Annotated in this window: 18 protein-coding genes; 10 read left to right on the top strand and 8 right to left on the bottom strand. The window is 56.4% G+C overall.

Annotated features, from left to right (window positions below):
• Nucleotides 1–7 precede the first annotated feature (7 nt).
• The gene (locus KF947_RS05645) at nt 8–2,299 is read right to left on the bottom strand and encodes a PqqD family peptide modification chaperone (RefSeq protein ID WP_227405692.1); all 2,292 of its coding nucleotides are present in this window, start codon (nt 2,297–2,299) and stop codon (nt 8–10) included.
• A gap of 281 nt (nt 2,300–2,580) precedes the next feature.
• On the opposite strand from KF947_RS05645, the gene KF947_RS05640 reads away from it, so the two are divergent.
• The 3 genes from KF947_RS05640 to KF947_RS05630 all read left to right on the top strand — a co-directional run bounded on the left by KF947_RS05640 (nt 2,581) and on the right by KF947_RS05630 (nt 5,043).
• The gene (locus tag KF947_RS05640; protein ID WP_227405691.1) at nt 2,581–3,537 is read left to right on the top strand and encodes a sulfurtransferase; all 957 of its coding nucleotides are present in this window, start codon (nt 2,581–2,583) and stop codon (nt 3,535–3,537) included.
• Nucleotides 3,538–3,637: 100 nt separating this feature from the next.
• On the top strand, nt 3,638–4,225 hold the full coding sequence (locus KF947_RS05635; RefSeq protein WP_227405690.1) for a TetR/AcrR family transcriptional regulator: 588 nt from the start codon (nt 3,638–3,640) through the stop codon (nt 4,223–4,225).
• A 41-nt stretch (nt 4,226–4,266) separates the two neighbouring features.
• The gene (locus KF947_RS05630; protein ID WP_227405689.1) at nt 4,267–5,043 is read left to right on the top strand and encodes a ZIP family metal transporter; all 777 of its coding nucleotides are present in this window, start codon (nt 4,267–4,269) and stop codon (nt 5,041–5,043) included.
• A gap of 7 nt (nt 5,044–5,050) precedes the next feature.
• On the opposite strand, the gene KF947_RS05625 is transcribed toward KF947_RS05630, so the two are convergent.
• Nucleotides 5,051–5,530: a MerR family transcriptional regulator gene (locus tag KF947_RS05625; protein ID WP_133729852.1), complete on the bottom strand. Its 480-nt coding sequence runs from the start codon at nt 5,528–5,530 to the stop codon at nt 5,051–5,053.
• Between the two features lie 68 nt (nt 5,531–5,598).
• Here KF947_RS05625 and KF947_RS05620 point away from each other — a divergent pair, with 68 nt between their 5' ends.
• Nucleotides 5,599–7,809 (top strand): heavy metal translocating P-type ATPase, encoded by a 2,211-nt coding sequence (locus KF947_RS05620; RefSeq protein WP_227405688.1) that lies wholly within the window; start codon nt 5,599–5,601, stop codon nt 7,807–7,809.
• 72 nt (nt 7,810–7,881) lie between these two features.
• Here KF947_RS05620 and KF947_RS05615 read toward each other — a convergent pair whose 3' ends face one another.
• Nucleotides 7,882–8,895 carry an isocitrate dehydrogenase gene (locus KF947_RS05615; protein ID WP_133729854.1) on the bottom strand — a complete coding sequence of 338 codons (1,014 nt, stop codon included), beginning with the start codon at nt 8,893–8,895 and terminating at the stop codon, nt 7,882–7,884.
• A 481-nt stretch (nt 8,896–9,376) separates the two neighbouring features.
• On the opposite strand from KF947_RS05615, the gene KF947_RS05610 reads away from it, so the two are divergent.
• From KF947_RS05610 to cfa, 3 genes are all read left to right on the top strand, one after another.
• On the top strand, nt 9,377–10,867 hold the full coding sequence (locus KF947_RS05610; RefSeq protein ID WP_133729855.1) for a SulP family inorganic anion transporter: 1,491 nt from the start codon (nt 9,377–9,379) through the stop codon (nt 10,865–10,867).
• Between the two features lie 20 nt (nt 10,868–10,887).
• Entirely contained in the window at nt 10,888–11,745 is an 858-nt protein-coding gene (locus KF947_RS05605; protein ID WP_133729856.1) for a universal stress protein, read from the top strand.
• Between the two features lie 222 nt (nt 11,746–11,967).
• A complete protein-coding gene (gene cfa, locus KF947_RS05600; protein WP_413614121.1) occupies nt 11,968–13,128 on the top strand; it encodes a cyclopropane fatty acyl phospholipid synthase in 1,161 nt (386 codons plus the stop codon).
• A gap of 17 nt (nt 13,129–13,145) precedes the next feature.
• Here the strand turns inward: cfa and KF947_RS05595 are convergent, their stop codons facing one another.
• The 3 genes from KF947_RS05595 to crcB are packed head-to-tail and all read right to left on the bottom strand — an operon-like array spanning nt 13,146 to nt 14,916.
• A complete protein-coding gene (locus tag KF947_RS05595) occupies nt 13,146–14,102 on the bottom strand; it encodes an arsenic resistance protein (protein ID WP_227405687.1) in 957 nt (318 codons plus the stop codon).
• A 29-nt stretch (nt 14,103–14,131) separates the two neighbouring features.
• Complete coding sequence (locus KF947_RS05590; RefSeq protein ID WP_227405686.1) at nt 14,132–14,518, bottom strand: fluoride efflux transporter FluC; 387 nt, start codon at nt 14,516–14,518, stop codon at nt 14,132–14,134.
• The gene (crcB, locus tag KF947_RS05585; protein WP_133729860.1) at nt 14,515–14,916 is read right to left on the bottom strand and encodes a fluoride efflux transporter CrcB; all 402 of its coding nucleotides are present in this window, start codon (nt 14,914–14,916) and stop codon (nt 14,515–14,517) included. Before crcB ends, KF947_RS05590 begins: the two co-directional genes overlap by 4 nt.
• Nucleotides 14,917–15,077: 161 nt before the next feature.
• Between crcB and KF947_RS05580 the strand changes: the two genes are divergently transcribed.
• A complete protein-coding gene (locus tag KF947_RS05580) occupies nt 15,078–15,932 on the top strand; it encodes a universal stress protein (protein ID WP_133729861.1) in 855 nt (284 codons plus the stop codon).
• Between the two features lie 11 nt (nt 15,933–15,943).
• Here KF947_RS05580 and KF947_RS05575 read toward each other — a convergent pair whose 3' ends face one another.
• Entirely contained in the window at nt 15,944–17,140 is a 1,197-nt protein-coding gene (locus KF947_RS05575; protein ID WP_223288035.1) for an MFS transporter, read from the bottom strand.
• Nucleotides 17,141–17,242: 102 nt separating this feature from the next.
• Between KF947_RS05575 and KF947_RS05570 the strand changes: the two genes are divergently transcribed.
• Complete coding sequence (locus tag KF947_RS05570; protein WP_227405685.1) at nt 17,243–17,569, top strand: TraR/DksA family transcriptional regulator; 327 nt, start codon at nt 17,243–17,245, stop codon at nt 17,567–17,569.
• Nucleotides 17,570–17,594: 25 nt separating this feature from the next.
• Here KF947_RS05570 and KF947_RS05565 read toward each other — a convergent pair whose 3' ends face one another.
• The gene (locus tag KF947_RS05565; protein ID WP_223288034.1) at nt 17,595–19,286 is read right to left on the bottom strand and encodes a 2-isopropylmalate synthase; all 1,692 of its coding nucleotides are present in this window, start codon (nt 19,284–19,286) and stop codon (nt 17,595–17,597) included.
• Nucleotides 19,287–19,577: 291 nt separating this feature from the next.
• On the opposite strand from KF947_RS05565, the gene KF947_RS05560 reads away from it, so the two are divergent.
• Nucleotides 19,578–20,063, top strand: coding sequence for an Lrp/AsnC family transcriptional regulator (locus KF947_RS05560; RefSeq protein WP_133729864.1), 486 nt, complete (start codon nt 19,578–19,580; stop codon nt 20,061–20,063).
• Nucleotides 20,064–20,130 lie beyond the last annotated feature (67 nt).

Here is a 20,130-nt window from a genome sequence, read left to right as displayed (position 1 = left end):
CCTGCCGCTATACCGCGGCGTGGGAAGAGGGTAAAAGCGGTGTCCGGTTAAGCCACTGGCCTACGGCCTCGACCTGCGTGCTGGCCAGCCGCGCACAATGCGCGCCCTGGGTCATATGCTGCAGCGCGGTCAAGGCGTCAGGGCTTAACCCTTGTGGGTGTTCTGCTGTTTCCATGGACGCGGGGAACAGGGCGCCGAGTAACTCGAGTGACGACGGCGCCTCCGGGCTGTCGCTCGGGGCGGCATCAAGCCATAAAAGCCCAACGTAAGGGCCGCGTTCCTGAAACAGGAACCCGGCATCCCCAAGCGGTAGATTAAGCGGTTCCAGGGTGTCCGGTGCGGCCAGTGAGATGCGTGCCCCGCGCGTCAGGGCAAGGCCGTTCTGTGCCGCCACCGCCTTCAGCGTGCCCATCGCCTGGGCAGACTGCTGGGCGGGCACCACGCAGACAACATGCCCCTCCGGCCGACTCAGCATGACGACGTCGAGTACCAACTGCCCGTCACTGGTGGCGTGGGACAAGCAGTGCTGGGTGATGGCGGGGACGATGTCGTCAAGGTGTAGGCGCGAGCGAATTACCCGGCTGTCGCTGGTCAGGCAATAGCCGTTGGCGCTTTCCAGGACATGCAGTGACATGTCGGGGGCGTTGCCGTCGGCGTCCAGCAGCGGCGCCAGTGTCTCGGCAATACGTGCTGCCACGGGGCCCTGAGGCGCGCTGATCGACCAGCGGCGCTGATCAAAAAACAACGTACTGCGCCAGGTGGCGGGACGCTCGCGCGCGGGTGACGCCGTGTCGGGCGGAGAAGTGTCGCGATCCCCAGGCGCCAGCAGGCCGTGCTGCCACCATAGCGAGAGCGTCTCCCACAGATCGCCGGCAAGGGTGTCGGCATCGACCTGCTCTCCGCTTGCCGCCTGGAGCTGCTCGATCACGCTCTCGATCGGCGCGCCTTCGCTGACCAGCAGCCAGATCAGCGCCGCGCTGTCGTTAAGCTGGAAGTAGCGCCCGCTGGGGTGGTGGTAAAGCGCCAGCCGCTCGCCGTCGATCAGCTCGCTGACGTCCTGGCCGTGAAAAGATAGGCTCAGCGGGGCGATCTCGGCCGCCAGGCGGTAATCGGCAAGGCTGGGCAGCCCGACAAAGGGCAGGTAGCGATGGCCGTCCCGGGTCGGGTAGAGCGGTACAAAGCCTCCGGCTCGTTCACGCTCGACCGTCAGTGCAGCGGCATCGAAGACCGCCGCATTGCGAGGTGGTTGATCAAGCCCGATTAAGTCGATCATGTCCTGCACCAGGCCGGTTTTGACGGCCTCTTCGACCACGCCGCCGTGCTCGGGCTTGGCGCAGGTGCCCAGCGAGGGGCTCAGGTTGCACTCCAGAATCCAGGGCTTGAGCTGGTCGTCGACCAGGCAGTCCAGGCCGATCAGCTCGTAGCAGCCCCGCGGGTCGGCGCCGTCTTCCCGGGAGCGGGCGCGCATCGCCTCGACGCCGGAGAGCGCGGTCAGCGTGGCCAGATCCTGAAGCTGGCTAAACAGCGCCTGGTCGTCGTGACCCTGCTCGCGAAGCCAGTGGCGATAGCGGTCAAGATCGATAAACTCCACCGGAACCTCGGCGTCCAGGTTGAGCGCGTTGATGTCGGGGTTGGTCAACTGGCTAAAGGGATTGTCGATGTCATCCGGGCTCCACGGCGCCGAGGCTAGCTTGGCAAAGCCCTGGTCGTAGAGATACACGCGTAGCGGGTCAATGCTGGCAATCAGCATATAAAGGCGCAGCACGTACTTGTGGCCGCGGATGGTGTGCGGGTTGGCAACGTACTCTTGCACCAGCCAGTTGGGTGCCAGCGGTGCCGTGGTCGGGTCGCGAAGCACCTGAACCCCTTGGCCCTTGGAGGCATTGGTCGGCTTTAAAATCCAGCGCTTTTCGGGATGCGCGGCGGCGTCTTCGACCAGCGCCGGGTAGTCGTGGGGCATTTCATAGGCGCGCGGGAAGAAATTCAGCCGCTTAGTGTTGGGATGCGCCTCACCGTAGTGGCGCCGGGTACGTTCGCGCAGCGCCCTCAACCCCGCATGCAGGCGGCTTTTGACCGTGAGCGCGGCGTTGCCGGGGATGTGGTTCATCACCCGGCTGGGAGACGTCGCCTTGAATGCCGCCTTGGGCGGCATGCCGGTAACCCAGGCCGCCTGCCACTGCGCTTCGTCGCCTTGCTGCCAGCCCTTGGCTTCCAGCGTCTGGCGGAAAAAAACATCCTGCTCGGCATGGCGTTTGCCGCTCAGCCAAAAGCGTGGTGGGGGAGTAGCGTGCGCGCTCATCCTGGGCTCCTTAATCGGGTCGTTAGCAGTAAGTGGCCGATCAGCGCGATTACTTACAATTAATTTTTAACAACCGTTAAAAGCCGATCTGGCACTGAATTCACAATCGTTGGAACGCGTTGCTAACGGGGAAAGAAAATATCGCTTTCAGAGTGGTTCAGTATCGCTCAGTATGGCATTAATGTACCAATCGTTCCTGGCTCTGCTGCAATAACGTGGCGGGGCCTAGTAGCTAAGTACTAAGTACCTAACCCCCCACAAAGGGCACTTCAGGAGGTGTTATGTCTCGTTTACTATTTAGTCTAATTGGCGCGCTGGGGCTTTCCAGCCAGGCCTTTGCGCTTGAAATGACGCCGCTGGTGGATGCCCAGTGGCTGAACGAGCATCTTGATCAAGAAAAGCTTGTGGTACTGGACGTGCGCTCGTCCATCGATGAGGGTGGCGATGCCGAAAGCTTTGCCGAGGCCCGCATTCCGGGCAGCCGTTATTCAAGCTACACCGATGACGGTTGGCGCGAAACCCGCGACAGCGTTGCGGGCTTGATGCCTGAGGTCAGCGATCTGGAAAAGCTGATTGGCGACCTGGGTATCGATAACGATAGCGCTGTGGTGATTGTACCCGCCGGGTCGGGCGCTACCGACTTCGGCAGTGCGGCGCGGGTGTATTGGACGCTTAAAGTCCTCGGCCACGACGATGTGGCCATCCTTAATGGTGGCTTTGCGGGCTGGGAGCAGCAGGGCTTCGACGTGGCAAGCGGCGAGCCTGAGTCATACGATGCCGCGGAATTCGATGCCACGCTTCGCGAGGAGCTGATTGCGTCAACCGAGGACGTGGAAGCCGCCCGGGAAAGCCAGGCGCAGCTGGTCGACGCCCGGCCCGCCGACTATTTCTCTGGTGACAACCAATCGCCGGCGGCACGGGTCGCCGGTACGATTCCGGGCGCGCGGAGCCTGCCCCATCAGTCGCACCTGAACGACCAGAACGGCGCTTACTACCTGGACGTCGATGGTCTGCAGTCGCGCATCAATGCCGTGGTGCTGGATAGCAACGAGCGCACGATTGCCTTCTGCAACACCGGTCACTGGGCCGCTACCGACTGGTTTGTGCTTAGCGAAGTCGCCGGGTTCGACAACATCGCCATGTACGATGGCTCGATGGCCGCCTGGACTGTCAGCGATTCCCGCCCGGTGCAGCTTGCCCGCGAAGGTATCAAGCAAGTCAAAGAGCTACTCAATTAATTCAACTAAATGGCTGCGCTAATACAAAGCATCCACGCTCTGGGTGCTTTGCGTAGGTTAACGCTATCTCGTAATATGACGACTTTTTTGGGATTTCGTAATGAGTCTCGGCAGACCTCTGCAGCACCATCCTGAAACAGCGCTGAAAGCCGCGGTTCACGCTTTTTGGCGTTCGGGTTACCACCATACATCCATGCGCGATTTGCTGGATGCGATGCAGCTATCGCGCAGTAGTTTGTACCAAGCCTATGGTAATAAAGAGGCGCTGTTTTTACTGGCGCTGACCCGTTACCGTGAAGAGTTGCTTGCGTCTCTGCGGGCAACGCTTGCCCAGGAAGCGAGCGCCTGGCAATTTATTGAGCAATTGCTGTTACGTATGGCCCAGCAGGCCCAAAGCGAACAGGCGGCGCTGGGTTGCCTGATCTTTAATTCGGCCACCGAATTGGGCAATAGCGGCTCCTCCGTTTCGAATGCCGCAGTGCAGAGTGTTCAGGCCATTACTGAGTTTTTTACGAAGGTCATTGAGCAAGCGCAGCAAGAGGGTAGTATTTCCCTTGAGCGTGATGTACAAAGCTCAGCATACTTCTTAACCCTTTCTATATCGGGTCTGCGCATGCTGCTGAAAAGCGGTGCTAACCAGCGTCAGGCCGAACAATTAGTTGATAATATTTTGCGTGGATTGCGCTGAGCCAAGGGCACATTCAGCAGGGTGTTTCTGTAGGCTCAATAATGGAAAATACGTTGTTACTAGGATTTTTGGGCAGCCTAACCGCCGGGTTATTAACGGCGGTGGGTGCTCTACCGGTGCTGCTGGGTAAAACGCCTAGCCGGGGCTTTCGTGATTTGGCGTTAGGTTTTGCGGCGGGGGTAATGCTGGCGGCGTCATTCTTTTCGCTGATTATTCCAGCGCTTGACGCTGCGGAAATCTATTATTCCGGCGGCCCCGTGCCTGCCGCGATTGTTTGTGCGGCTATTTTGTTAGGGATGGGCGCGATTGCGCTGCTTAACGAGCATCTGCCCCATGAGCATTTTGCCCAGGGCCGTGAAGGGCCGGAGGCTGCATCGCTTCGCCGGGTGTGGCTGTTTGTGTTTGCGATTACTATCCACAACCTGCCGGAAGGCATGGCGGTGGGCGTCGGCTTTGGGGCCAATGGGTTAGAGGGCGGCATGCCCCTGGCGATCGGTATTGGCCTACAGAACATGCCAGAAGGGCTCGCCGTTGCGGTCGCCTTAATGGGCGAGGGCTACTCAAAGTGGCGCTCCTGGTCGATTGCTGCGCTAACCGGTCTCATCGAGCCCGTTGGAGGGCTATTTGGTGCCAGTATTGTCAGCGTTTCCCAAATACTGCTGCCCTGGGGCCTGGCCTTTGCCGCCGGGGCGATGCTGTATGTGATCAGCCACGAAATCATTCCCGAAACTCACCGCTGCGGGCACCAGAAAAAAGCCACCTTTGGTTTGGCCATGGGTCTGGTGATTATGCTGTTTTTAGACGTGTGGCTGGGTTAATCGCGCATTAGCCGATGACATCGGCGCCACCGTGAGGCCCTGCCTGATGACACAGGCGGTGATCGCTGAGCACGTCAATAATATGGCACTGGCCAACATTGCCTCCCGCACACTGATTGATCATGCGTTTGAGCTCATCGCGTACCGAGGTGAGTCGTGCAAGTCGTGCCTCGACCTCGGCTAGGTGACGCTTCGCTAGCGTGTCTACCTCTTCGCAGGGCATAGTGGGGTGATCCGCCATTTGTAACAGCTCTCGTACCGCCTCCACTGAAAAGCCAAAATCCCGCGCATGGCGAATAAACGTCAAACGGCGGATAGCGGCTGTGGTGTAGCGTCGCTGATTGCCTTCGTTGCGCGGTGCTGAAGGCAGTAGCCCAATCTGTTCGTAGTAGCGCACCGTTTCTGGCTTGCAGCCGGACTCGCGTGCCAGCTCGCCAATGCCGATATAGCGCTCAGTGGAAGTTGGCTCAGGGGTTTGATCTTTCATTACTTGAACCTCTAGTGACTACAGGTATTACGCTGCTCCTAAGATAGACTAACTTGGAGCAAAGAGCGATGAGCACGACCACACCGGCTAAAACCTCTGCAGTTTCTCCGTCGCCGACTACCCTGCGCGTGCAGGGTATGGACTGCGGTGGCTGCGAACGTAAAGTTGAAGCGGCGCTAAATCGTTTAAACCATGTTGAACATGTTTCGGCGAGTGCCGTTGCGGGGTCGGTTCAGTTGACTCCCTCAATCGGTAAAACGCTGCCGCATGCCGAGATTGAGTCGACGATCACGGCTCTGGGCTACCAACTGATCGATGAGTCGGCTGGCGTGACTGGATCGGCAAAACATACCCCCTGGTGGCAGTCGCCCAAAGGGCGTTTGGTGCTTGTCAGTGGTGCGCTGCTGGCGCTTGCCTGGGGGCTTAGATTTGCCTGGCCCGCCTTGGGCGGTTGGCCATTCATAGCTGCGACGGTCGTTGGGCTTGTGCCGGTTGTTCAGCGTGCGTGGCAGGCACTTAAGGTGGGCAACCCCTTCACCATTGAAATGCTGATGAGCATCGCAGCCCTTGGGGCGTTGGCGATAAACGCCGCCGCCGAAGCAGCGGTAGTGGTGTTTCTATTTGCAGTGGGGGAGATGCTGGAAGGCGTTGCCGCCGCTCAGGCACGCCGCAGTATTTCGGCACTTTCCAAACTAACGCCCTCCACCGCGCGGTTGCTGGAGCAGGGCGAAGTGCGCGAAGTAGCTGCCGCCTCGCTTCAGCCGGGGCAACGGGTGCAGGTACGCCCCGGCGACCGTCTGCCTTGTGACGGGCAAATTATTGCTGGTCACTCCTCGATTGATGAATCGCCTGTGAATGGTGAGTCGGTGCCACGGGAGCGTAGCGAAGGCGAGTCAGTATTTGCTGGCACCGTCAATCTGGATGGCGTGCTTGAGGTTGAGGTAACCCGCAGCGCTGAAAACAACACCATCGCCCGAGTGATTAAGCTCGTGGAGGAGGCTCAGGCGGCCAAAGCACCGGTGGCGCGTTTTATTGATCGCTTTGCGTTTTACTATATGCCGGCGGTCGTCGGGGTGGCGCTGCTGGTCGCTATCATACCGCCGCTGGTGTCGACGATGCTGTGGTCGGAATCCATTTATCGTGCCCTAGCGCTACTGCTCATTGCCTGCCCCTGTGCGCTGGTGATCTCGACGCCTGCGGCCATTGCGGCCGGGTTATCGGTGGGTGCTCGCAACGGCCTGTTGATGAAAGGCGGCGCAGTATTAGAGCAGTTAGGCAAACTCAAGCGGGTCGCGCTGGATAAAACCGGCACGCTAACTGCGGGCAAACCCACCGTGACGGATGTGGAGAGCCTTGAAGCTGGTAACCGTCTTGATAAAAACCGTCGTGCTGAGATAGTGCGTCTTGCTGCCGCTCTGGAGCAGGGCTCGAGCCACCCTCTTGCTGTAGCGATCAGTGACTATTATGACCTACAGGAGGGAGCGCCGGTGCCTACTGTGCAAGGTGCCCGTGCGCTAGCCGGGCAGGGCGTTGCCGGGCAAGTCGAAGGGCGTGAGTTACTGCTGGTGAGCCCGCGCTATTTACAACCTTTCACCCAGCACACCGGCGAGATAGAAGCCCGTATTGCGGCGTTGGAAGCGCAGGGCAAAAGCCTGGCTGTTTTGCTAGAAAGAGGGATAGAAGGAGAGGACGGGATAGAAAATGAGCGCCTTTTAGGGCTAATCGCACTACGTGATGAACCCCGTGAAGATGCTCGCGAGGGCCTTCAAGCACTAGAACGTTTAGGCGTGCAAGCCGTGATGCTCAGCGGAGACAATGCCCGCACCGTGGCCGCCATTGGTGAGCAGCTGGGCATTGAAGCAGAAGGTGAGCTGATGCCGGAAGATAAAGCCCAGCGCGTGCGTGAGTGGCAGTCTCAGGGGCTTGGGCCGGTAGGTAAGGTGGGTGATGGTATTAACGATGCACCGGCACTCGCAGCGGCAGAAGTGGGTATCGCCATGGGCAGCGGTACCGATGTGGCGCTTGAAACCGCCGACGCTGCGCTGCTTAAAAACCGGGTAGGCGGGATAGCCGAAATGATCGCGCTTTCCCGAGCAACCATGCGCAATGTAAAAACCAACGTGGCGCTGGCGCTTGGCTTTAAAGCGCTGTTTTTGGTCTCTACGGCGCTGGGGATCACGGGGATGTGGGTCGCGGTAATGGCCGACACTGGGGCGACCGTGCTGGTCACCCTCAATGCACTGCACTTATTGCGCTACCGCTTTAATGACCTGGACTAAATAACGACCGTGTTAGGGCTGGGCTCAAGCGAGCCCGGCTGGTTAGCTTTGTATCTGCTAGCGCTGTTGGTACTAGCTCTGTACGTATTCAACCAGTGCCTGGGCGAAGGAGTCGGTAGTGCCAGTGCCACCCATATCAGGAGTAACCATGTCGCGACGGGTTTCCAGCACGGTACGAATACCCTGGCGGATGGCGGTGCCTTTCTCTGTCATGCCCAGGTGGTCAAGCATTTGTGCGGCGGCCAGTAGAAGAGCACAGGGGTTGGCGATGTTTTTGCCTTCGATATCCGGCGCTGAGCCGTGCACCGCTTCAAAAATCGCCGCTTTTTCGCCGATGTTTGCCCCTGGGGCCAAGCCCAAACCGCCCACTAAACCAGCGCAAAGGTCAGAGAGAATGTCGCCAAACAGGTTGGTGGTGACCACCACATCAAACTGATGTGGGTTCATTACCAGCTGCATGCAGGCGTTATCGACGATCATCTCCTGGAATTCGATCTCGGGATACTCTTTGGCAATCTCCCGCGCCACGTCCAGGAACAACCCCGAGCTGGTTTTGATAATGTTGGCTTTGTGTACCGCGGTGACTTTTTTGCGGCCATTGTTTTTGGCCAGCTCAAAGGCGTAGCGCACAATGCGCTCGGAGCCTTTGCGAGTTACTTTGATCACTGAAATGCCGGTATCGCCGTCGTCGATCATCTCCTGGCCGTCGGAAAGATACGCGCCTTCGGTATTTTCGCGCACGGTGATCATATCGATGTCGTCGTAGCGCGAACGGGTACCGGGAAAGCTAATCGCCGGGCGCACGTTGGCATAAAGGTCAAAGTGACGACGTAGCTGTACGTTAATCGAGGAGAAGCCTTTGCCAATCGGCGTGGTCAGCGGGCCTTTCAGCGCAATGCCGTATTTCTCGATGGCATCCAACGACTCCTGAGGGATCAGCGTGCCATGCTTTTCAAGGGCGCCTAAGCCAGCGTCAATATGCTGGTAGGTTAAGCCGCAATCTAAGGCGTCGAGTACACGCAGCGTGGCCTCCATAATTTCGGGGCCGATACCGTCGCCCTTGATGACTGCAATAGATTGGCTCATGTGCTGCTCCTCTTTGATCGACAAGTGTGTTGCGTATGCCGCTTCAACGTAAATAGTTGGGACTTGATAAGACCTCATTTTCGAGCGCAATGGTACGCCAAATTGCATCTAGTGGGCACCCTGCAAAGGGTGTAGCACGGGTGCAAAGAGCGCTAATTGCTGCTAGAATGCCGCTGCTTATAGCATCCCGCTTTAACTTTGCGGTTCTTCTTACAGCAAGGCATAACGGTAATGATCCTTTCACCTTTATCTCAGGCACTACCTATTTCAGGGCTGATGACTCCGCCCTAGGTTTTCCCCTCCTCAATAAAACGTCTGACCTCGTTAATTGCGTTGTCATGGCGTTGCGGCATGCTATTGACGGCCGCACCCTAGATTACTCCAGCATTGACTCATTGGCCTGACGCCGCACGTCTTGTGTGTGCTGATATGCCGCGTCGAGAGTTTGTAAAATCTTAACCTCCAGCCATGGACTCCCTGAATGTCTCTCTATACCAAGCAAGAGTGGTTTTCCAACATTAAAGGCGACACGCTCTCTGGAATCGTTGTCGCCCTTGCACTAATTCCCGAGGCGATTGCCTTTTCAATCATTGCCGGCGTTGATCCCAAAGTTGGTCTTTACGCTTCATTCTGTATCGCGGTGATCATTGCGTTCACGGGGGGGCGCCCCGGCATGATTTCGGCGGCGACTGGTGCTATGGCGTTACTGATGGTGACGCTGGTGAGAGAGCATGGGCTTGAATATTTGCTGGCCGCCACGCTGTTGACAGGTGTGCTCCAGATTATTGCTGGTTATCTGAAACTCGCGGATTTGATGCGCTTCGTGTCACGCTCAGTGGTGACGGGATTCGTTAATGCGCTGGCGATTTTGATTTTCATGGCACAGCTACCGGAGTTGACCGATGTGACTTGGCATGTGTATGCCATGACGCTGGCCGGATTGGGCATTATCTACCTGTTCCCCTATTTACCTGTCATCGGAAAGTCCATCCCCTCACCGCTGGTCTGTATTGTGGTACTTACCGCGGTCTATATGATCAGCGGTATGGATATTCGCAGCGTCGGTGATATGGGCGAACTGCCTGATACATTGCCTGTATTCCTGTGGCCAAGTGTGCCGCTGAACCTGGAAACGCTATGGATCATTCTACCTTACGCGATGATGCTAACCGTGGTCGGTCTGCTCGAGTCTATGATGACTGCCACCATTGTCGATGATTTGACCGATACGCCGAGTAATAAAAACCGCGAATGTAAGGGCCAAGGTATCGCCAACATTGGTGCAGGTTTAATGGGCGGCATGGCGGGCTGCGCCATGATCGGCCAATCGGTGATCAACATAAAATCTGGTGGCCGTACGCGCCTTTCAACGCTGATAGCGGGTGTCGTACTACTGATGATGGTGGTCTTTTTAGCCGATTGGGTTTCGCAAATTCCAATGGCGGCGCTGGTGGCGGTAATGATTATGGTGTCGATCGGTACCTTCAGCTGGGAGTCGATCCGTGATCTTAAAAAGCATCCGATAAGCACCAATATTGTCATGCTGGCAACGGTTGCAGTTACCGTCAGTACACACAACTTAGCGATTGGTGTTTTTGTAGGCGTGCTGCTAGCAGCGCTATTCTTTGCTAATAAAGTGGGCAACATTCTCTACGTTGGTTCAAAAGAAGTAGAAGTCGGTAAGCAGCGTGAGTATCAGGTGGTGGGGCAAGTATTCTTCGCATCCTCTGAGCGCTTTACGGCCGCCTTCGATCTAAAGGAAAGCATTGAGAAAGTGACGATTGACCTTTCTCGTGCGCATTTTTGGGATGTGACTGCTGTACAGGCACTTGATCGGATCGTAATTAAATTCCGCCGTGAAGGTACCGAAGTAGAGTTGGTGGGCTTGAGCGAGGCCAGCGCGACGGTAGTGGATCGCTATGCGGTGCACAATGACCCCGAAGCGGTTGAAAAACTGATGGGCGGCCACTAAACCAACGCATGGAGAGCGATATGACAGATCAAGTATTAGCCGCTATTGACGGTTCCCAGTTTTCTGAAGGCGTCTGCGATTACGCTGCCTGGGCAAGCTTGGCCATGGATGCACCGTTAACCTTTGTGCATGTGGTCGACAACCACTCAGAAGTACCCGAAGAGCAGAACCTTTCCGGCAACCTGCGTTTTGGTGCCCGCGAAAGGCTGATGAAAGAGCTTTCTGAGCTTGATGAGCAGCGCGCTAAGGTGAACCGCGAGCATGGCAAGCTGATGCTGGAAGCGGCTAAAGAGCGAGCAATTGAGGATGGGGTCAGCGACCCCGTTACTCGTCAGCGCAATGGCACCCTGGTAGAGAGCTTGTTAGAGCTTGAAAAAGAGGTGCGTTTGCTGGTGGTGGGTAAACGCGGTGAAACCGCCCACCAGGCCAGCGGGCATCTTGGCTCTAACCTTGAACGGGTGGTGCGTGAACTGCACCGGCCGATTCTGATGGTGCCGAAAACCTTCAAGCAGCCTGAAAAGATATTGATGGCCTTTGACGGTAGCAAAACCGCTCGTAAAGGCGTTGAGATGCTGGCACGCTCGCCCCTTTTTGCGGGCACCGAGTGCCATGTGCTGATCGTGGGTGCGGAAACGGCTGAACGCCGTTCCGAGCTTGAGTGGGCGTTAAGCACACTGCGCGAAGCGGGCCACCAGGCTGAAGGCGCTATTCGTGCTGGCGAGGTAGATGAAGCCCTACAAGCCTACGAAAAAGAGCACGGCATCGACCTGCTGGTGATGGGTGCCTACGGGCACTCGCGTATTCGTCACCTGCTGGTCGGCAGCACCACAACGGCCATGCTACGTGGTAGCCGCATACCGGTGCTGATTTTGCGCTAAAACTCAAAAGCTAAAGCTCAAAAAAAGCAGCAGCGCATAACCGTTTAGCTTGCATTGCGACTTTTCCCGCAGCCGGCCCTCTTTCTTGAGTGAGCCGGCTTTTTAGTCTTTGCAGTGCATAAAATTGATCTCCATCAAATGATGCTAATGTTGCGATGCGCTTCTATGCTAGTAGTCAGGTTGTGACCTATCCACCAGTTGGATTAGCGAGAGGAGCCTGCCGTGAACATGCCTATGTTGGAGAAAAAGCCTGTTGGTTTCGATGAAGCCTCTACTTCCCACCGCTTTGTTGCCGAGCTACTGGCCCAAGCCGATATTCGGTTCGACGGCCACCGCCCCTGGGATATTCAGTTAAATGCCCCCGGCGTTATTGATAGCGCCCTTTCGCGAGGCAATCTTGGGTTTGGCGAAAGCTATATGCAGGGTGACTGGGACGCCGATCGGCTTGACGAGTTGTTTTACCGCTTAATGCGTACCCAGCTCGGGCAGCGTATCAAGCCTACGCAATTGATTTATCACTCTCTGCGTTCGCGCCTGCTAAATCGTCAAACGGCGAAGCGTGCCTGGGAAGTGGGCGAAAAGCATTACGATCTGGGTAATGACTTCTACGCGGCCATGCTCGATCAGCGCATGACCTACACCTGCGGTTACTGGAAAAATGCCAAAACCCTGGACGAAGCCCAGGAAGCCAAGCTTGACTTAGTCTGCCGTAAATTGCAGTTAAAACCAGGCATGCGCGTGCTGGATATCGGCTGCGGTTGGGGGAGCTTTATGGCCTACGCGGCCGAGCATTATGGTGTGGAGTGCGTGGGCCTGACTATCTCCAAAGAGCAAGCGGAGTTTGGCCAGCGATTGATCAAAAAGGGCTTACCGGTAGAGTTCCGCTTGCAGGATTACCGCAATGAAAGCGAGCAGTTTGATCGCATTGTCAGTATTGGTATGTTCGAACACGTGGGACATAAAAACTATCGCGAGTACATGGTCGTGGCTAGCCGCTGCTTAAAGGATGACGGCCTGTTTTTGCTGCATACCATCGGCAAAAATTTAAGCCACACGGTGACTGACCCTTGGATTGATAAGTATATTTTCCCCAATGGCGAACTACCCACCCTGGGGCAAATCATGGATGCCACTGAGGCGCTTTTTGTGGTGGAGGATGTGCATAATTTTGGGGCTGATTACGACCGTACCCTGATGGCATGGCACCATAATTTTGAGAGGCATTGGCCGACATTTGAAAGCCAGTATGGCAAGCGTTTCTATCGCATGTGGCGCTACTACTTGCTGAGTTGTGCCGGCGCTTTCCGGGCCAGGGAAATCCATCTTTGGCAGTTGGTGATGAGTAAGCAAGGTGTGCTGGGAGGTTACTCCCGTGTTAGCTAATCGCTATCTAATAAAAACTAGGGATCCGGGAGTAACTTACTGGGCACCCAGCGTAACAGTGCCACCATACCAAATAGCTCTACCAGTGATTGAAACACCACCACCACGACCGCTGCCTGCCAAGCGCTGGGTAGCGTCAGGGCTATGGGCAGCATCACAAAAGAGTTACGCGTACCAAAGCTAAACGCTAGCGTTCTAGCGCTGGCGGTGGGCAGCTTAAACAACTTGCCAAGTCCCTTGCCCAACAGTGCTGCAAAGAGTAAAAAGCCGATAAAGATAAATACCACCTGAATCAACACGCGGCTAAGCTCGAACACAGTGTTGATCTGGGAAGCGGCGATTATAAATACCACTAAGGCCAACAAAGGCACTGGCAGTAAACCCAGGTACTGCACGGTGTGTTTAATTGCCTTGTTGCGCTGGGCGCCGTACTCGGTAATCCAGGCGAGCGTTAAAGGCGTGAGAATAAGCCCTGCAAAAGCGCTCAATAACTCTGTAGAGAGCGTTAGCTGAAACCACTCACTGCCCAGGAACAGCCACAAATAAACGGGTAACGCGACTAACTGCACCAGCAGCAGTAGTGGGGCGGCGGCAACCGCCCGAGCACTATCACCCTTGCCTAAATGCGTAAAGGTAATAAACCAATCGGTGCAAGGCACCAGCAGTACCAGTAAAACGCCTGCCAGCACGGCGGGAGACAGCGGCAGCCAAATAACAGTCAGGGCTAAAAAGGCCGGAATGGCAATAAAGTTACCGACCATCAGCGCGGCCATAAAACGTGTGTCAGCGAAGCTTCGGGCAATGTGTAGCAAAGGTATTTGCGTAAAGGTGGCGTAAAGCAGCACCGCTAGCAGTGGCCATAAAAAATGCGCTAGCGGCTCAGCGAATTGCGGTGCGCCGATGCCTAACGCAAGGCCTAAACCAATGAAGGCCAGGTAGAGCCAAGACTGATGCTTTTCCATCTGATCGCGCATGCTGGCACATCCTGTGGCTGACGGTTTTGCTAACGAAAAAGCGCCAGGCGCTCACCCACCACGGCGGCACCCAGCCAGAGGGGGAGACTGACCACAATATAAATCAGCGCAATCCCCGGTCGGCCTAACTGCACCAGATGCAGCGTCTCTAAGCTGAACAGCGAAAAGGTGGTAAAACCGCCGCAAAAACCGGCCACCAGGAATGGCTGAAAACGCGCTAGCTGGCTGCGGGGAGAGCGCGAGAGGGTGGCCGCCAGCCAACCGATTAAGCACGAACCCAGTACGTTAACGATAAGTGTTCCCCAGGGGAAATAACCCCCTAGTGCTGCCTGAGCTATTAGCGAAACGCCATAGCGCAGCGCGCTACCAACCCCGCTGCCGACACCCACTGCAAGGTAAGCCTTCCAGGCGTTCATAAGGTCGCTCCTGACAATGAAGCGCCTGATAACAACCAGCCAAGGGATACCATGGTTAAGCCGAGTAGGAGCGTGGCGCCAATATTTACGCTGGCGCGGAGTTGTTGGCCGCCCTGCCATAGCTCAATGGTTTGCAAGCTAAAAGAGGAGACCGTGGTGTAGCCACCCAGTAGACCGGCCACGGTAAACAGCCATAGAGGGGACGGGGCGCTGGCGATACCTAGGCTGCCGAGCAGCCAGCCCGCTAGAAAGGCTCCGCTGGCGTTAACTGCCAGGGTTCCCCAGGGAAAGGCTTTACCTAGGCAGCGGGCGAGTAGATTGGAAATCGCAAATCGCCCCATACCACCCAACGCGCCGCCTAGCGCGACTAACAGTACGCTTGTTAAGCCGTGTCCCATGCCTTCCCCCTGAAGCACCTCAATAGGCTGCTAAGTTTAACATGTGGGCTCTATAGCGTCCGAAGCAGGTAAGAACGTTTTAGGGTGTCGCGGGTCAATGAGTTCGTGTAGAAAAGGGTGAGAATATAAAAATAATATTGATGCTCAAGGAGAAGTTCCTTATGTCAGATCGCGTGTTGGCAGCTATCGATAGTTCTCAGTTTTCAGAAGGTGTGTGTGATTATGCGGCTTGGGCTGCCAAAGCGCTGGATGCCCCGCTCAGTTTTATTCATACCGTGGATAACCATGCCCAGGTAGCCGAGCCGGATTTAACCGGTAACCTGGGACTAGGTACTAGAGAGCACCTGCTGGAAAAGCTGTCAGCTATTGAAGAGCAGCATGCCAAAGTTTCCCGCGAGCGGGGTCGCCTGCTACTCGACGCCGCCAAGGAGCGTGCAATCAACGCTGGTATTGCTGACCCTCTATGCTTGCAGCGCAATGGCACTCTAGTGGAAACCCTGGTCGAGAACGAAAAAGACGTTAGGCTTTTGGTGGTGGGCAAGCGGGGCGAGACCGCGCACCAGGCCAGCGGCCATCTAGGCTCCAACCTTGAGCGCGTGGTACGGGAAATGCACCGGCCGATTCTCATGGTGCCAAAGGAGTTTGTTCAACCGCACAATGTGATGATGGCATTCGACGGCAGTAAAACGGCCCGCAAAGGCGTGGAGATGCTGGCCAAAAGCCCGCTATTTGAAGGTGCCACCTGTCACGTGGTGATTGTCGGCGCGGAAACCGCTGAAAATCGCTCGCAGCTGAGCTGGGCGCTGGAAACCTTACGCGAGGCCGGGCACACCGCCGAAGGGGCGATACGCGCGGGCGAGGTGGAAGAGACCCTGCGTACCTATAAGCAAGAGCATGATATCGACATGCTGGTGATGGGTGCCTACGGCCACTCGCGGATTCGTCATCTGCTGGTCGGTAGTACTACCACCACGATGTTGCGTAAAGCCCAGCTGCCGGTGCTTATTTTGCGCTGATTGCGGCACGTTTAAGGCTCAGCCGTGATAGTGGAGGCTTCCCACAGTACGCGCTGAGCCAGTAGCCAGCCGACGATGATAAACAAAAGCATGCCTAATAGAAGGGCATGAAAAGGTGCGCCTGCGCTAAGGGCTAACCCCAGTACGGCGGGCGCGACGCCGGTGGAGAACACCATGGCAGCGCTAAGAGCGGAGCGAACCCTCCCTAGGTGCTCAGCTCCCCATAGCTTGATCAGCAGACCCGATGCAATTAGCTCTTGCGCGCCCATGGCCAAGCCGCCCCCTACCATCAATGCCCAAATGCTGATATGCCCGCCAATGGTGAGTGCCATCACCATGGCAAAGGCGTAGGGGAGTAGGTAAAGGCGGGCTAGCTTTACGGGGCCCAGTTTATCCACCCAGCGGCCTCCTAATAATGCCCCCGGCAATTTGGCGATTCCCATGCCGGTCAGCGCCAGGGCATAAACCGCCAGTGAGCTATCCAGAGACTCCGTTAATTGCGCTTGATAGATAAACAGTCCCGTCATGGTGATGGGGAGGGCCATTAATAGCGGCATTAGCAGCCAAAAGCGTTTTTCGCGAAAGGGGCGAGGGCCATGGGGCGTCTGCTTGGTTGGTTTAACGCCCGGTGCGTCGGGCCAAGGTGCTTTTAGCAGCAGCCACAGCCAAGGCAGGGCGATGACGCCACACAGCAGCCACCAGAAGGTTTGCCAACTGCTCCAGATAAGCGCGGCAGCCACTAACGGGGGTAGCAGCGCTTCACCCAGCGGTATCCCTAGGTTAGCCAGGCCAATGGCACGGCCACGCATGGTGGAAAACTCTCTGGCGGCGAGGGTGTTACCCAAGTGGGTCAACATGCCCTGGCCGCATAGCCGCACTATGCCAAGGCCGACTATCCCCAGCCACCACCAGGGCGATAAGGTGAGCAGGACAACGCCGGTTAACAGCAGTGACAAGACGATAGCGGCAAAGCGCCGTGGGTTGATCCAGTCAATAGAGGGCCCAAAGCGCAGCATGCAGAAACCCGCCATCAGAGTCACCATGGCATAGGCGGTGCCAAACTGGCCGACGCTAAGACCCAGATGGTCTGAAAGGGGCGCTTGAAAAAGGCCAATAAAGTAACTCTGCCCAAGGCTTGAGCTAAACATCGCTAGAAAAGCGATACTGAGTAAGCTGCGGTGATCGCGCAGCAGAGTGCGATAGCCCATCGAATAATCCCTTACGCGATCAAACAAATTAGTGGATTAATGATAGTAAGTTAACGACTGAAGGCCAACGGGAGGCGCAGATGAATCACCCTGAGGTGGATGGTGGATATAGCCGTTATCCGTGAGAAATTACTGGCCCTCGACGCTACGCTCCGTGAGGAGAGCGCCAGTAGTGAAGAGTCCCGGGATACGGTGATGCTGGATCAAACGTCGGTAGGTCGGCTGTCGCGTATGGATGCAATGCAGGGGCAGGCGATGGCCAAAGCGGGTGAGCAGCGCCGCCAGCTAAAGCTGAAGCAAGTAGCTGCTGCCCTGCAGCACATTGAGAGTGAAAGCTTCGGTGAGTGCATCGAGTGCGGCGAATGGATTGGGGCCAAACGCCTCACCTGGGATCCGTTAGTGCTGAAGTGTATTGAGTGTGCTGATTAGACCCTGCTCCTTAGAGCCAAGCCGTTTACGCTTCGGCGGCAGCTTCTTGCTGCTGCTCAGTTGTCTGACCTGGGTTAATCGTTGCGTTAATACCTGACAGCAGCGCCTTGAGCGATGCACTCACGGTGTCGCTATCTTCGGCCACTGCGCAGAGCCGCTGGCCATCGATATTGAGCTGAACGAAGGCGATGGCATTGGCTTCACTGCTGGCACCCAGCGAATGCTCGCTGTAATCGATAATCCCTACACTGCTGCCGGAGTGGCGTTGCCACGCATCGGTAAACGCCGACATCGCGCCGTTGCCCTTGCCAGAAAGGCGCAGCGTTTCGTCACCCTGTTTCAGCGTCAGCTCAATGCCTTCCTGCTGGCCTTTGGAGAGCTGGTAATCCACAAGAGATAAGGGCGCTTCCTGGGTGAAATTATCGAACATCACCTGGCGAATCATTTCGCTGGAGAGTTCGCTGGCGCGTTTTTCGCTCTCTTGCTGCACGTAAGGCGCCAAGGCCAGCATCATCCAGCGCGGTAGGTTAATGCCGTAATCCCGCTCAAGCAGGAAAGCCATGCCGCCCTTGCCGGACTGACTATTGACGCGAATCACCGCCTGATAGTCGCGGCCGATATCGTGGGGGTCGATGGGCAGATAAGCCACTTGCCAGGGCTCGTCGGGCTTTTGATGCTTGAGGGATTTACGAATCGCATCCTGGTGGCTACCCGAGAAAGCGGTATAGACCATCTCGCCCACCCAGGGGTGGCGCGGGTGTATAGCGATACCGGTGCACTCGTTGACTACCTGAATGATTTCATCAGGATTGGATAGATCCAGTTCAGGGTCGATGCCCTGGCTGTAGAGATTCATCGCCAGGGTGACGATATCCATATTGCCCGTGCGCTCGCCATTGCCCAGCAGAGTGCCTTCCACCCGCTCAGCACCCGCCAGCAGGGCGAGTTCGGCAGAGGCTACCGCGCCACCGCGGTCATTGTGGGTGTGCACCGAGATAATCACGCTGTCACGGCGGCTGATGTGCTGGCAAAAGTACTCAATCTGGTCGGCGTGATGGTGCGGCCCGGCCACTTCCACCGTGGTGGGCAGGTTGAGAATGCATTTATTCTCTGGCGTCGGCTGCCACACATCCATCACCGCTTCGCAGATCTCCAGCGAGAAATCGATCTCGGTGCTGGAAAAACTTTCCGGGGTATACTCGAAACACCACTCAATGTCGGGGTATTGATCGGCGTAGGTTTTGACCCAGGTGGCCCCTTGTACCGCGATATCGACAATCCCGGCACGATCCATCTCGAACACCCGCTCGCGCTGAATGGTGGAGGTGGAGTTATATAGGTGAACAATGGCGCGCTTGGCGCCCACCAACGAGGCAAAGGTCTTCTCAATCAAGTGTTCACGGCACTGCACCAGTACCGCAATGGTGACGTCATCGGGAATTTGATTCTCTTCGATCAACCAGCGCACGAAGTCGTAGTCGGGCTGGCTGGCCGAAGGAAAGCCTACCATGACTTCTTTAATGCCCACTTTAACGATCTGCTGCCAGAAGCGCTGCTTTTGCTCAACGGTCATCGGCTCAAGCAGCGCCTGATTGCCGTCGCGTAGGTCTTCGCTCACCCAGATCGGGGCGTGATCTAGATCACGGTCCGGCCATTGGCGATTGAAGGTAGGCACACGGGGCGCAGGGCGATATTTGCGATGATCAAAAGCAGACATGGTGAGCTTCCTAATGGCGATGAGTTGTTAAAAGCGGCCGCTTGTGGCGTATGCCGCGTTGCAGAAGTGCCAGGGTGAGGCACCTTAAGGGGCTGCTTGTGGCAATGACGCTTGTCGTACTGGGCTATCTTTTACGGACGATCTTTTACGAACGATCTCTTACGGACTATCTCGTACTGGATATAGTGTATGCGGATCGTGACGAAAGGTTATTGCGAAAATGTAGTGTTATCGCCAATAATTGACAGTAAATATCGTATAATTTGTTTTTATTGGTAGGAGCTGCTTTCCATGGCCGTAATGCCGCTGTCGCTTGATCGATTTGATCGTCATATCCTGGATATTGTGCAGCAGGAGGGGCGCATCAGTAACCAGGAGTTGGCTGATAGAATCGGGCTTTCGCCTTCGCCCTGTTTGCGTCGGGTGCGGGCCCTGGAGGAGCACGGCCTAATACTGGGCTACCGCGCGGAGGTCGATTCCCGCCAACTGGGCTATCAGTTAATGGCGCTGCTGCATATCTCCATGGATCAGCATACGCCGGAGCGTTTCGATAATTTTGAGCGCCATATTCGTGAGATACCCAACGTCATCGAGTGCCTGATCATTACCGGACAGGCGGCGGATTTTCAGCTCAAAATCCTGGTACGCGACATGGACGACTACCAACACCTGCTGCTGCATGTGATTAACCGCATCGAGGGTGTTACCGGCGCGCATACCAGCTTTGTGCTCCGGCGGGTGTTTGAACATCGGCCTGTGCCGACAGATCGGCTTTGATAAAGAAGGCGTAGTCAAGGAGAAGCTAAGCGGTTTAGACTGCTTTTCTTAAACCCACTAGGAGTTT

The sequence above is a fragment of the Halomonas sp. FeN2 genome, from assembly GCF_020595105.1.
Lineage (GTDB): Bacteria > Pseudomonadota > Gammaproteobacteria > Pseudomonadales > Halomonadaceae > Vreelandella > Vreelandella neptunia.
This window is presented reverse-complemented; position numbering and strand designations above follow the sequence as displayed.

Coding starts and splice junctions, on each gene's coding strand:
- KF947_RS05645 (WP_227405692.1), bottom strand. CDS start 2,299: ATGAGCGCGCACGCTACTCCCCCACCACGCTTTTGGCTGAGCGGCAAA.
- KF947_RS05640 (WP_227405691.1), top strand. CDS start 2,581: ATGTCTCGTTTACTATTTAGTCTAATTGGCGCGCTGGGGCTTTCCAGC.
- KF947_RS05635 (WP_227405690.1), top strand. CDS start 3,638: ATGAGTCTCGGCAGACCTCTGCAGCACCATCCTGAAACAGCGCTGAAA.
- KF947_RS05630 (WP_227405689.1), top strand. CDS start 4,267: ATGGAAAATACGTTGTTACTAGGATTTTTGGGCAGCCTAACCGCCGGG.
- KF947_RS05625 (WP_133729852.1), bottom strand. CDS start 5,530: ATGAAAGATCAAACCCCTGAGCCAACTTCCACTGAGCGCTATATCGGC.
- KF947_RS05620 (WP_227405688.1), top strand. CDS start 5,599: ATGAGCACGACCACACCGGCTAAAACCTCTGCAGTTTCTCCGTCGCCG.
- KF947_RS05615 (WP_133729854.1), bottom strand. CDS start 8,895: ATGAGCCAATCTATTGCAGTCATCAAGGGCGACGGTATCGGCCCCGAA.
- KF947_RS05610 (WP_133729855.1), top strand. CDS start 9,377: ATGTCTCTCTATACCAAGCAAGAGTGGTTTTCCAACATTAAAGGCGAC.
- KF947_RS05605 (WP_133729856.1), top strand. CDS start 10,888: ATGACAGATCAAGTATTAGCCGCTATTGACGGTTCCCAGTTTTCTGAA.
- KF947_RS05595 (WP_227405687.1), bottom strand. CDS start 14,102: ATGCGCGATCAGATGGAAAAGCATCAGTCTTGGCTCTACCTGGCCTTC.
- KF947_RS05590 (WP_227405686.1), bottom strand. CDS start 14,518: ATGAACGCCTGGAAGGCTTACCTTGCAGTGGGTGTCGGCAGCGGGGTT.
- crcB (WP_133729860.1), bottom strand. CDS start 14,916: ATGGGACACGGCTTAACAAGCGTACTGTTAGTCGCGCTAGGCGGCGCG.
- KF947_RS05580 (WP_133729861.1), top strand. CDS start 15,078: ATGTCAGATCGCGTGTTGGCAGCTATCGATAGTTCTCAGTTTTCAGAA.
- KF947_RS05575 (WP_223288035.1), bottom strand. CDS start 17,140: ATGGGCTATCGCACTCTGCTGCGCGATCACCGCAGCTTACTCAGTATC.
- KF947_RS05565 (WP_223288034.1), bottom strand. CDS start 19,286: ATGTCTGCTTTTGATCATCGCAAATATCGCCCTGCGCCCCGTGTGCCT.
- KF947_RS05560 (WP_133729864.1), top strand. CDS start 19,578: ATGGCCGTAATGCCGCTGTCGCTTGATCGATTTGATCGTCATATCCTG.